Below are 12,300 nucleotides of genomic sequence, written 5' to 3' on the forward strand. Positions count from 1 at the left end.
CATGACCCAGACGGCCACCAACGAACACCTTGCCACGCTGATCCGCGACCTGCGCAAGCACAAGAACCTCACCCTGGGTGAGCTGGCCGAACAGATCGGCCGCTCGGTGGGTTTCCTGTCCCAGGTCGAGCGCGGCCTGTCGCAACCCACCGTGGCCGACCTCACCGCCATCAGCGAAGCCCTGGGCGTACCGACTACCTACTTCTACGCCGGCGACACCCGCCGCGAGCGCGACTGGGTCACCCGGCCGAACGATCGCCGCACCCTGTACTACGCCGGCGGCGTCACCGACATCCTCGCCTCGCCGAACATGTCCGGCGGCTTCTCCATGCTCGACAGCATCCTCGCCCCCGGCGCCACCAGCGGCGAAGGCCACCTGGACGACAGCTCGGAGCAGGGCGGCTTCGTCCTCGAAGGCGAGCTGACCATCTGGTACGAGGACGACACCGTCACCCTCTATCCCAACGACAGTTTCCAACTGCCGCCGCACAGCCAGTTCCGCTACGGCAACCTCACCGATAAACCAACAAGGGTGCTGTGGATCTTCACCTGATTTCCCAAGCCAGCCCGCGAGGGTTGGCTTGGGAAAACGATCCGGCCGCCCCCGCACAAAGGCCCCAGAGAACATCATGAACCGCCCGATGCATCCCGACCTGCTCAGCGAAGTCCGCGCCTTCCGCCAGCAATACCCGGACATCCGCTACGTCGACCTGATCTGCCTGGACATTCCCGGCCACTTCTACGGCAAGCGCTACCCAGTGGACATGCTCGAGAAAGTCGCCGCCGGCAGCCCGCTGAAACTGCCGCAGAACTGCGTGCTGCTCGGCGTACAGGGCGGCCTGCACCCCATCGGCGACTACTGCTTCAACGACGGCGACCCGGACGCGCCGCGCCGCCTGATCCCCGGTTCGCTCAAGCCGGTGCGCTGGGAGAACCAGCCGCTGGGGCAGATGCTGATCAGTTCCGACGGCACCGAGGCGCCCATCGAATTCGAACCGCGCGAAGTGCTCGCCCGCGTCATGCAGCGCCTGGAGTCCAAGGGCATCCGCCCGGTGGTGGCCTTCGAGCTGGAGTTCTACCTGTTCGACAAGAAGCTCGACAACGGCCTGCCGCAATACCCGCGCGACCCGCTGTGCGACGACGAGGACGACCAGCCGAACATGCACATCGAACGCCTGTCGCGCTTCTCCGGTGTGCTCCACGAGATCGTCGAAGCCTCCCGCGAGCAGGGCGTGGACGCCAACGTGATCACCGCCGAGATCGGCCCCGGCCAGTTCGAGATCAACTTCGCCCACTGCGACGACGGCCTGCACGCCGCCGACCAGGCCGCGCTGTTCACCCGCGCCACCCGAGGCGTGGCGCTCAAGCATGGGCACCGCGCCAGCTTCATGAGCAAGCCCTACCTGCATGCGCCGGGCAGTGGCATGCATGTGCACGTCAGTCTCTACGACCGCGACGGCAACAACCTGCTCGACCGCGACAACCAGCAGGCCCTGCGCCACGCCGTGGCCGGCTGCCTGGAGTTGCTGCCGCACTGCATGCCGATCTTCGCCGCCAACCACAACGCCTACCGCCGCTACGGCTCCCGCGTGAACGCCGCGAGCAAGGCCAGTTGGGGCTTCGAGGACCGCGATGCGTGCATCCGTATCCCCGAATCCGATGGCAGGAACCTGCGCATCGAACACCGTCTGGCCGGCGCCGACGCCAACCCTTACCTGGTGCTCGCGGCGATCCTCACCGGCATGGAGCACGGCCTGGAAACCCGCCAGGAACCCATCCCGCCGCTCAACGAAGACCGCTCCAGCGGCATCGACTTCCCCCGCGACATGCTCGGCGCCGTCGCCGAGATGGAAGACCATCCGGTGGTGAAGGATGGCCTGGGCAGCGAGTTCGTCTTCGTCTACTGCGAGAACAAGCGCCACGACCACCTGGACTTCATGAACGAAGTCAGCGCGCGGGAGTACCGCTGGTTCCTGTAACCCCGGATGAACCCTGTAGGAGCGCCCCATGGACGCGATCGCGGGCATGGCCCGCTCCTACGCGAAAGTTCTGCGCTCGGGTCGGCCCTCACCCTAACCCTCTCCCAGGGGGAGAGGGGACAGTTCGGTGCAGGATGAAGCCATGGTGTCAGCCGGCACAATCTGCTCCCTCTCCCTCTGGGAGAGGGCAGGGGTGAGGGGAATTCCGTGGCACAGAGTGACCGATGAAGACAGTTGCTCCTACAGGTCAGCATCATAGCCAGCAAGATTCTCTGAACCCGCTTCGCTTTCCTGCGGTCAATTCCATGCACAAGGCAATCTCACAAGGAGCCACCGCATGGACCTCATCCGCATTCTGATCGCCATCCTTCTGCCGCCGCTGGGCGTGTTCCTCCAGGTCGGTTTCGGCGGTGCGTTCTGGCTCAATATCCTGCTGACGCTGCTCGGCTACATCCCCGGTATCGTCCACGCCGTGTACATCATCGCCAAGCGCTAACCCGCCCGGCTGCCCTCCCAGAAATGCTCCGCCAGCATCCGCAACTCCGCCGACAGTTCCGCCATGCGCGCGGCGCTGCGCTGGCAGGTGCCGACCTTTTGCGCATTGCTGTCGGCTGAGCTGCGAATGGCGTGCAGGCTGCGCCGCACGTCTTCGCTGGCGACGCCCTGTTCCTCGATGGCCTCGGCGATTTCCAGGCTCATGCGCTGGATCGCCGAGACCTGCTCGCTGATCTGTTCCAGCGTGCCCGCCGCATGCCCGGCCTGCTCCAGGCTGGCGACCGCCCGCTCGCAGCAATGCCATAGCGCGCGCACCGAATCCTCGGCGCCCTGCTGGAGATTACCGACCAACGACTGGATGTCCCGCGCGGAATTCTCCGTGCGCGAAGCCAGCGCCCGCACCTCATCGGCGACCACCGCGAAACCACGCCCGCTTTCCCCGGCGCGTGCCGCTTCGATGGCGGCGTTCAACGCCAGCAGGTTGGTCTGCCCGGCGACATCGCGGATTACTTCGAGCATCCGCGAGATAGCCTCGCTGTGCTCCTTCTGCTGTTCGACCGCGACGCTCGCGGCGCGCACGCCGGCTTCCAGCGCGGCGAGTTGCCCGCGCGTGCCGTGCACATCCTGATGCCCGGACTGGGTGATGCGCTCGCTGCACTGCGCCGCCACCGCGCTGTGCTGCGCGTGGCGGGCGACTTCCTGGACGCTCTGCGCGAGCTGCTGCATGGCGCTGGCCACCTGTTCGGTCTCGCGCTGCTGCAACTGCGAAGCGGCGCTGCCGCCGGCCATGGCGTCGGCCAGTGCCGCGGAATGCTCGGCCAACTGATGCGAGGCGTCCGCCATGCGCCCGACCACCGCGGCGGTTTCCGCCTCCAGCATGTGGAAGGCGAACTCCAGCTCGCCGAATTCGTCGTTCCGGCCCGTATACAGCTGCTGGCTGAGCGGGTTGTCGGCGATCTTCCGCGCTCGCCCGAGCAGCGCGCCCAGCGGTTGCAGGCGTAGCACCAGCCAGGCGCCCGAGGCGCCCAGCGCCAGCAGGAATGCCAGCACCGTCAGCTTGGGCAGCAGCAGCGCCAGCAGGGCACCGCCGGCCTGCGCCAGCACCAGTCCGATCAGCAGTTGCAACGGCAGTGGCAGGCGCGGGCGGGCCAACTTCGCTCCCCCGCGCATCCGCGCGTAAAGGCGCTCCGCCGCATCGACCTGCTCGGCGCCGGGACGGGTGCGCACCGACTGGTACTCCACGACTTTTCCGCCATGGCGAATCGGTGTGACGAAGGCGCTGACCCAGTAGTGGTCGCCGTTCTTGCAGCGGTTCTTCACCAGGCCCATCCAGCTGCGCCCGGCCTGCAGCGTCTGCCAGAGGTGGGCGAAGGCGGCGGGCGGCATGTCCGGGTGACGCACGCGGTTGTGGTTGAAACCCACCAGCTCCTCGGCCTGGAAACCGCTGACCTGGATGAAGTCCGGGTTCACATGGGTGACCGCGCCCTTGAGGTCGGTGGTGGAGAGAATGTTGGCGTTGACCGGCACATCCACCTGGCGCCCGGTGATCGGCAGGTTCTGCTTCATCGCTGGTGCTCCACGCGGGTCTGGAAGAGTTGTTCCGGCGCCAGCGGCTTGCTGAACAGGAAGCCCTGGGCGTGGCGGCAGCCTTCGGCGCGCAGGAAGTCGAGGTGTTCCTGGCGTTCGACGCCCTCGGCCACCACTTCCAGGCCCAGGCTGTGGCCCAGGCCGATGATGGCGCGGCAGATGGCGCTGAGTTCCGGGTCGTCCGGCACGCGGGTGATGAAGCTGCGGTCGACCTTGAGGATGTGCAGCGGGTAGCGCTTGAGATACCCCAGCGAGGAGTAGCCGGTGCCGAAGTCGTCCAGCGCCAGGCGCACACCCTCGGCGGCCAGTTCGCGGAGGCAGGCGAGGGTTTCCGCGCCGTCCTGCATCAGCAGGCTTTCAGTGATCTCCAGTACCAGGCTGCGCGGAGACAGGCCGCTCTCCGCCAGAATCTGCTGTACCCGCGCGGCGAAGCCCGGTTGCTGCAGCTGCCGGCTCGACAGGTTGACCGAACAGTAGAGGTCGCGGTACCCCTGGCTCTGCCAGAGCGCCGTCTGCCGGCAGGCCTGGCGCAGTACCCAGTCGCCGACCGGGACGATCTCGCCGGATTCCTCCAGCGCCGGGATGAAGTCCAGCGGCGAGACGGATTGGCCGTCGTGCCTCCAGCGCAGCAGCACCTCCACCGCCTCCCAGTGTGGCGAATCGCTGTCCAGGCGGACGATGGGCTGGTAGTGCAGGCTGAACTCCTCGCGCCGCAGCGCCTGCGCCAGCGCGCTTTCCAGATCGAGCCGGCGCTGCGCCTCGGCCTGCAGCTCGAGGCTGAAGCGCGCGTACTGCGCCTTGCCGGCTTCCTTGGCGCGATACAGCGCCAGGTCGGCGGCCTGCAGGGTGTCGATGGCCTGGCCGTCGGTCATCAAGCCGGTGATGCCGATGCTGGCGCTGACCACCAGCGTGCGGCCGTCCACGTGCAGCGGCTGGCGCAGGCAATCGAGCATGCGCTGTGCGACCTGCTCGGCATCGCAGAGGCTGGCGAGGTCATCCAGCAATACGACGAACTCGTCGCCGCCGAAGCGCGCCAGGTGATCACCCGGTCGCAGGCAGCGCAGCAGTCGCTGCGAGACTTCCACCAGCACGCGATCGCCAACGGCGTGGCCGAGGCTGTCGTTGATCAGCTTGAAGCGGTCCAGGTCGATGAACAGCAGGCCGGACTCGCGCGCGCCGGGGCGGCGCTGGCGCATCAGGGCCTGCTGCAGCAGCTCGTCCAGGCGCAGGCGATTGCCCAGGCCGGTGAGCGGGTCGTGCCGCGCCGCATGGCTGAGCTGGTGTTCGCTGGCCTTGTGTTGGCTGATGTCTGTTTGCGAGCCGGCCATGCGCCCATCGGTGACCACACCACGCGCCAGCACCCAGAGGTAATTGCCGTCACGCTGGCGGATACGGTACTCGTGGCTGAGCAGCGCGCTGCTGCCGCGCAGGTGCGCATCGATGGCCTTGCGCAGACCGGGCAGGTCGTCCGGATGCACGCGGGCGAACCAGCTGGTGCTGCCTTCGCCGAGGTTATCGCGGGTCAGGCCGAGCATGCGCGCCCAGCGCTCGGAGACGTAGAGGCGGTCGTTGCCCAGGTCCCAGTCCCAGATGCCGTCGTTGGCACCGCGCAGGGCGCGGGCGAAGCGCGCCTCGCTGTCCTCCAGCGCCTGGCGCTGGGCGGCGCCGTAGGTGTCGATAGCCAGCGACATGTCGAAGAACACCCGCTTGAGCAGGCTGGCGTAGGTCTGGGCTTCCGGGGCGTCGCCCATCAGGTCGGCGAGCATCTGGTCCAGGTACAGGCGATAGGCGCCCAGATACCACTTCAGCTCGACGCCGACCTGCTGGTGCACCAGCCCGATGCGCAGGCGGTCGCGCACGTAGTCGGCGTCCTGCGGGGCGTCCCACAGCTGGCGGTAGTATTCGAACTGGCTGCATTTCAGCCGCGCCAGTGTCGCGGGTTCCGAGAGGATCGCCCCCAGCGGCGGATAATGGCGCAGGTGATCGTAGAGCTGCTCGATGAAGCGCTGGTGGCAGCCCTCCAGTTCGGCGGCGCGGCCATGCAGATGGCGCCCATCCTCCTCTTGCCACTCCAGGTAACTCAGGCGCTGATCGACTTCCATCGTCGACAGGCCGATGCGCTCGAGCACGCTATCGAGCTTCGGTCCCAGGCCCATGTTCGGCTCCTTGCGGGTCTGCTGTTTTTGTCGGGCATGAAAAAAGCGCCGGCTCGTCGTCTCGTCGAAATCGACGGCGACCAACTCGGCGCTTTGTCTTGCAGGCCCACAAGTCCTGCCCGGCAAAGCCAGCTTCCGCAACGGCGGAACGCGGGTGGGAGTCTTTTACACCAGCGGGCGCGGCCCCGACAACTCCTGCAGTGCGCCGCTCAGGCGCTGGCGCAGTTCGCCCAGTTCGCGGGAGCGGAAGGCATGGCGGGTTCGCTCCAGCACACCGATGGCGTCGGCCAGCAGCGCGAGCATCCGCGCCGAATCGCTCAAGGGCGCGTCCTTGAACCATCGGCACAGCGGCGCCTGCTCGCAATTGCGTGGTCCTTCCATCACCGCGCAGGGCAGCTCGTAGGCCGCCAGCAGCGCACGAACCTGGCGCGCCAACGCCGGATCCTGGGAAGTGACCAGCAACTGGACCGGATACCGGTGGAGAGTCATGACGGATTCGCTCATATCAGGGAGATGCCAATTTAATGGCTAATGGCTATCTGATATTGACGCCTGTCATGTTGGCGCAGCGCCTGCGTCAGATGGTCGACGGCAGGTGTGAAGTGGCTCGCATTGCGGGGCCAGGAAACCGTCGTTTTTTTGCCATGGAGCGTAGGAACTGATGCCGTCCGCGATGGTTTTCCGCTGTACGAACAGGATTGCGCAAAGCTTTCAGCCCCATCGAGACAGTTCCCTCTCCCTTCAGGAAGAGGGTTAGGAAGAGGGCATTCGAGGAAGTCAACGTAACGGCCGTACCTGATCTTCCCTAATCCGCGCGCATCGCTCCTGCGCACCGAGAGCTTGCCTGCCAGTCCATCAGGCTCCTCAGGTGGCCTTTCACCTGCTCCCTTCGCCGTTGCGGCGAATGTCGACTCCCGAAATGCGATAGCCCGGCTTAGCTGGCCTCTTCGTCGAAGTAGTCCGTGTCCAACTTGGGGATACGCACGGTCTGGGACGACACGCCGACTTCATGGTCCATCATCAGGTGCACCAGGCGCAGGCCATCCACCAGCACGATGCCTTCCACCGAACGGGCGAAGTCGATGGCCTGCTGGGTGTAGCTGGAGGAGGTGATGAACACGCCGCGCTTGGCCTTCTGCCCGGCCAGTGCCCCGTAGAAGGCCTGCAACTCCGGCCGGCCCACCGTGCCCTGCCAGCGCTTGGCCTGCACGTAGACCTTCTCCAGCCCCAGTTTGTCCAGCGAGATCACCCCGTCGATACCGCCATCGCCGGAGCCGCCGACCCGCTGCAGATCGGTGCGGCTGGCGCCGTAACCGAGGCGGTGCAATACATCCAGCACGATCACCTCGAAGCGGCCGGGCGATACCTGCTTGAGGTTATCCAGCAAATCCGCCGCCACCGAATCGCGTAGTTCCTTCACCGCCTGGTTCAGCCGCTCTTCCGGGCTTTGCGTGGCGGATTCGAGCGAGGGCGCGGCTTCCAGCTCCTTGTCTAGCGCGGCGGCACCGGTTGGCGCCGTGAGCTTCACATCCATGTAGCCGATGGCTAGCCGTTCTACTTTGTCCGCCGGCAGGGGCGCCGCGTTTTGCGCCGCTTAGTCCGCACCCTGTGGCGTGAGTTGCCAGAAGCCATGTTTCGGGCTGCTGGACAGCCCGGCGCGCTTGAGCCGGTCGTGGGCCCAACCGATACGGTTGCGGAAGATCGGCTGCAGGCCGCTGGGCAGCATTTCCTGGCGTTGCTCCGGCGTCAGCTGCAGCGCATTGGCCGCCGCTTCCTGCACCTCACGGGTGGGCACGCCCTCCGGTCGGGTGGCGAGGAAACGCAACACGGGCTCGATGAACTGGTCGTAAGTCGGTACGGACATCCTGGCAACTCCTTGCGGGGCGAGCGCCTCGGCACCTTCGCCCATTCCTCGATACGTTTGGCGCTCAGAGCCGAGCGCCCATTCACTCAGGCACTTTCCGCCTTCTTCCGCCCACGCTTGGCCTTCGGCTCCGCCGCCCGCTGGGCCTTGATGCGTTCCAGCAGCACGGAGGCTGGCTCATCGTTCGGGTCCTGCGGCACCAGCTCGCCACGGAAGGCCCTGGCCAAGATGCTTTGGGTCAGTTTGTCGATGCGCTCCTTGGCGTTCTGGACTTTGGCTTCCAATTGGTCGGCGAAGGCGAAGAGCTGTTCGACGCGGCGGACGATCTCTGTTTGCTCTTCTACGTTGGGCAAGCCGAGTCGAAAATCTGCTACCTTTTTTGCATTGATATTCGATTGGCTAACTCCGTCTGTTTTAACCCGCCAGCAGTAATTTCGTCCATATGGGCTATTCAGTGCATAGTTTAGGAATTCTGGGGTTAGACGTTTAGAACACCTAATGCGAATCAGATAGCCTGCATATATTGCAGCCTGCTCCCCTTTGTATATGGCGGTCTTGCCAACAAGTTCTGGGCTGTTCGTTCTGTTGAAAAGGACATCGCCTGCTTGGAGTGAGTACTTATTTATCTCTTCGGGGTTCGATGAGAAAACTAGATCGTCCCATACTAGTTGACCGGATTGAATGTTTCCCATTCTTAAAACTGGTATCTCGCCAGCCTTCTGCGACTTGGCAGAACTCCCGTACGAGAAATCGCGAGCAACATCCTTGAGTCGTACTGTGGGCCAAATTGAGAATTCATTTTCATCTAGTTGAGCGAGTAATTCTTGGTCAAGGACTGGCTCATTTTGCGTTCGCCACTCCTCCGTCAATCGCCCTGAAATCGCCGCAGTTAGGGTGGATTGACGAAAACGCTTGAGTAGATCAGGGATGGCGTCGATGCGGGCTTTGAGGGTGCCGACCTGCTCCAGCAGTTCATCGAGTTTTTGGGCGATGCGGGTTTGTTCGTGTGCCGGCGGGACGGGCACTTCGTAGCCCGCGATAAATTGCTTTGGTACACGACGTAAGCCGACCGCCCCCGTCATATTGGCAGCCCCCTCACGAAGAAAGTCCAGGCTTTTCACTGCAGCCAGCAAGTACTTTGCAGAGACCTCATCGCTGCTCGGTCGGAGAACATAGAATTCGCTGCTGCCAGCGCCGATACCGTTGGGCAGGCTTTCAACAATTGCAGCCTTGCTGTTTTCAAAGCAGGGGGTAACCTTGGCGAAAATAACGTCGCCGTCCTTGAAGTTTGTATAAGCCTTTTTAATCTCGCCCCATGGGCGTTCATCAAAGCGCAGCTTGCCAAGGAAGTTAGTTGGCGCATGGGACATGGGGACGAATCCTGCCGAGAGTTCATCATCGAAACTCTGCTTTGGATTCAAGTCGGCCAATTCATCTAAGCGTGCGAGCGCCCACCCATTCGGTAGCTCACTCATCTGCCGTCTCCTGAGCTACCGTCAATCCCATCACCTCCGCCATCAACTGCTTCTGCGCCGTCACTTCATCCCCTGCGCCCAGAGCCTTCATCAGCTCTTCCAGCCCATGCAGCGCCTCGGTCAGTTCGGCCATGGCCTCACCCGCCAGCGCTTCTGGCGCTGGCAGATCATTGGCATCCAGGCTGTCGGCATCCTTCAGCCAATTGATATCCAACGAGTCGCCACGTTCATTGCGAATGTATTCGCGAGTGAATACACGGAAGCGGCTGGCCTCACCAATACCTTCTACATTCTCAGCACGCGGGCTGTTGCCGTTCGCGTCCTCACCATAAGCCTGCTCGAACGGCTGCAGGTGGCTGGCACCAAAGGGCGTGCGCTTGCCGAAGCTGGGCATATTGCTGCGCAAGTCATAGACCCACACGCACTGGGTGCAACCTTCTTCCTGGTGCGGGTTGTCCGCTGTGCCTTTCTGGAAGAACAGCACGTTGGTCTTCACACCCTGGGCATAGAAGATGCCGGTGGGCAGACGAAGAATGGTGTGCAGGTTGCACTTGTCCATCAGGTCGCGGCGGATGTCGGTGCCGACGCCGGCTTCGAACAGTACGTTGTCCGGCAGCACCACGGCGGCGCGGCCGCCTGGCTTGAGGCCGCGATAGATGTGCTGGAGGAAGGCCAGCTGTTTGTTGCTGGTGCGGTAGGTGAGGTCGTCCCGGGTCGGGCCGCCGCCGCCCTTGGCGGTGCCGAAGGGCGGGTTGGAGAGGATCAGGTCGACCTTCTTTAGGTTGGCGCCGGTCTGGCCCAGGGCGTTGCCTTGGTGCACCACGCCTTCGGCGTCGCCCTCCATGCCGTGCAGCAGGCAGTTCATCAGTGCCAGGCGGCGGGTGCCGGGCACCAGTTCGACGCCGATGAAGGCCTTGTTGCGCTGGAAGGCGCGCTGGCGGTCGTTGAGGTCGAACAGCTCGTCGGTGTGCTGCTTGATGTAGGCATCGGCGGCGATAAGGAAGCCGGCGGTGCCGGCGGCCGGGTCCTGGACGGTTTCGCCGGCCTGCGGGCGGATGACGCGGATGATGCTGTCGATCAGCGGGCGCGGGGTGAAGTACTGGCCGGCGCCGGATTTGGTTTCGCTGGCGTTCTTTTCCAGCAGGCCTTCGTAGAGGTCGCCGAGGCCGTCCTTGCGCGCGCTGAACCAGTCGATGGCGTCCAGGCTCTTGATCAGTTGCTCAAGGTGGCGCGGCTCCTTGAGGCGGGTTTGCGCATCGGCGTAGATGGCGGCGATCAGCGGGTCGCTGTTCTGGCCGAGGTTGAGCAGCATCTGCCGGTAGTGGTTGAGCAGCACCAGGCCGGATTTGTCGGTGAGGTCGGGCCAGCGCGCGCCTTCGGGCAGCTTGTGCTCGAAGCCGCTGCCGCTCTGGGCCTGTTCGTATTCCATCTTGATGAACAGCAGCAGCACCAGCTCGGTGACGTAGTCGCTGTAGTTGATGCCGTCGTCGCGCAGGACGTCGCAGAGGTTCCAGAGCTTCTGGACGATGTCGTTGTTGGTCATGCTTCACTCGGAGTCGTGGCCGGGCAGGGGCTGCCGGGCTGGTTGATCTGGTAGCGGGTGCTGCGCCCGCCGCCGGGCAGGCGCACGAGGCAGCCCTTGGCGAGGAGGTCACCCAGGTGGCGGGTGGCGGTGGCTTTGGAGACCTGGGCGACGGCCTGGTATTGGCCGGCGCTGATGCCGTCTTCGAAGCCCTTTTCGCCGCCGTCGAGCAGGCGGTTGAGCACCTTGAGTTGTTCGGGGGATAGGCCGTCGCCGCGGTGCGCCTGCCAGAAGCGCGTCTTGCCCAGCACGCGCTGGATGCGTTGCAGGGCCTGTTCGAGGCTTTGCAGCAGGGTGGCGAGGAACCATTCCAGCCAGGCAGTGAGGTCGAGGCCATCTTTCTGGCTGGTTTCGAGGATGCGGTAGTAGCCGCTGCGGTCGTCGAGGATGCTGGCGGACAGGGCGTAGAGGCGCACGGCGTGCCGCTCGCTCTGGGCCAGCGCGAGGTCGGTGAGGGCGCGGGTGAGGCGGCCGTTACCGTCGTCGAACGGGTGCAGGGTGACGAACCAGAAATGGGCGATGCCGGCGCGCAGCAGCGGGTCCAGAGCGGCATCGCTGCGGCTGCTGTCGAACCAAGCGAGGAAGGTGTCGAGCTGCTGTTCGAGGCCTTCCCTGGGCGGCGCCTCGAAATGCACGGTGGGGCGATCCAGCCGGCCGGAGACCACCTGCATCGGCTCGTCGCCCCGCAGCTCGCCCACACGAATGGCGTGGCCCAGGAGTGGGTCTTCCTGCGGGAACAGCCAGCGGTGCCAGGTACACAGGCGCTCGAAGGTCAGCGGTGGGTCCTGATTGCCGATGGCATCCAGCTGCAACTCGGCGAGGCCTTCGCTGCGAACGCTGGGGCGAGCTTCGACGGCCAAGCCCAGGCGGCGGGCGAGGGAAGAGCGCACGGAGCCGGCGTTCAGCGCTTCGCCTTCGATGGCCGAGGAAGTCACGATATTCTGCAACAGCGCATCGAGACTGTTTTTTGCCTCGGCATCCGCATCCACGGCGCCCGCCATGCCCAGCAACCGGCCCTGGGCCTGGGCGCAGGCGCGCAGGGGCGCGGCCAGGCGCTCCGCCTGCCAGGTGAAGCGCGGCCAATCAGGCTGCTGCCAGATCCACTGGGGTGTTTGCATAAGGCGTCTCAAGGCGAAATGAGCCGAATAAATCCTCTAATCGG

Annotated in this window: 11 protein-coding genes; 3 read left to right on the forward strand and 8 right to left on the reverse strand. The window is 64.8% G+C overall.

Annotated elements, in window-relative coordinates; genetic code table 11:
* Position 1 precedes the first annotated feature (1 nt).
* The 3 genes from A9513_RS23135 to A9513_RS23145 all read left to right on the forward strand — a co-directional run bounded on the left by A9513_RS23135 (position 2) and on the right by A9513_RS23145 (position 2,475).
* Positions 2–553 (forward strand): helix-turn-helix domain-containing protein, encoded by a 552-nt coding sequence (locus A9513_RS23135; RefSeq protein WP_037010973.1) that lies wholly within the window; start codon positions 2–4, stop codon positions 551–553.
* 76 nt (positions 554–629) lie between these two features.
* On the forward strand, positions 630–1,979 hold the full coding sequence (locus tag A9513_RS23140; protein ID WP_024763619.1) for a glutamine synthetase family protein: 1,350 nt from the start codon (positions 630–632) through the stop codon (positions 1,977–1,979).
* Between the two features lie 337 nt (positions 1,980–2,316).
* The gene (locus A9513_RS23145) at positions 2,317–2,475 is read left to right on the forward strand and encodes a YqaE/Pmp3 family membrane protein (protein WP_003084988.1); all 159 of its coding nucleotides are present in this window, start codon (positions 2,317–2,319) and stop codon (positions 2,473–2,475) included.
* Here the strand turns inward: A9513_RS23145 and A9513_RS23150 are convergent.
* The 8 genes from A9513_RS23150 to A9513_RS23180 all read right to left on the reverse strand — a co-directional run bounded on the left by A9513_RS23150 (position 2,472) and on the right by A9513_RS23180 (position 12,256).
* Positions 2,472–4,040 (reverse strand): PAS domain-containing methyl-accepting chemotaxis protein, encoded by a 1,569-nt coding sequence (locus A9513_RS23150; RefSeq protein WP_065085692.1) that lies wholly within the window; start codon positions 4,038–4,040, stop codon positions 2,472–2,474. The two genes, A9513_RS23145 and A9513_RS23150, sit on opposite strands and share 4 nt — an antisense overlap.
* Entirely contained in the window at positions 4,037–6,217 is a 2,181-nt protein-coding gene (locus A9513_RS23155) for a bifunctional diguanylate cyclase/phosphodiesterase (RefSeq protein ID WP_065085693.1), read from the reverse strand. The genes A9513_RS23150 and A9513_RS23155 overlap by 4 nt, the downstream gene beginning before the upstream one ends.
* 165 nt (positions 6,218–6,382) lie before the next feature.
* The gene (locus A9513_RS23160) at positions 6,383–6,706 is read right to left on the reverse strand and encodes a hypothetical protein (protein ID WP_024763617.1); all 324 of its coding nucleotides are present in this window, start codon (positions 6,704–6,706) and stop codon (positions 6,383–6,385) included.
* Positions 6,707–7,151: 445 nt separating this feature from the next.
* Positions 7,152–7,751, reverse strand: coding sequence for a restriction endonuclease (locus tag A9513_RS36725; RefSeq protein WP_304362948.1), 600 nt, complete (start codon positions 7,749–7,751; stop codon positions 7,152–7,154).
* 60 nt (positions 7,752–7,811) lie between these two features.
* Positions 7,812–8,081, reverse strand: a complete 270-nt coding sequence (locus tag A9513_RS36730; protein ID WP_304362949.1) for a winged helix-turn-helix domain-containing protein — start codon at positions 8,079–8,081, stop codon at positions 7,812–7,814.
* Positions 8,082–8,167: 86 nt separating this feature from the next.
* Entirely contained in the window at positions 8,168–9,556 is a 1,389-nt protein-coding gene (locus A9513_RS23170) for a restriction endonuclease subunit S (RefSeq protein ID WP_065327796.1), read from the reverse strand.
* Positions 9,549–11,099 carry an N-6 DNA methylase gene (locus tag A9513_RS23175; RefSeq protein ID WP_065085694.1) on the reverse strand — a complete coding sequence of 517 codons (1,551 nt, stop codon included), beginning with the start codon at positions 11,097–11,099 and terminating at the stop codon, positions 9,549–9,551. The genes A9513_RS23170 and A9513_RS23175 overlap by 8 nt, the downstream gene beginning before the upstream one ends.
* A complete protein-coding gene (locus tag A9513_RS23180) occupies positions 11,096–12,256 on the reverse strand; it encodes a Fic family protein (RefSeq protein ID WP_065085695.1) in 1,161 nt (386 codons plus the stop codon). Before A9513_RS23180 ends, A9513_RS23175 begins: the two co-directional genes overlap by 4 nt.
* Positions 12,257–12,300: the final 44 nt, after the last annotated feature.

Source organism: Pseudomonas sp. AU12215 (genome assembly GCF_001675465.2).
Classification (GTDB): domain Bacteria; phylum Pseudomonadota; class Gammaproteobacteria; order Pseudomonadales; family Pseudomonadaceae; genus Pseudomonas; species Pseudomonas nitroreducens.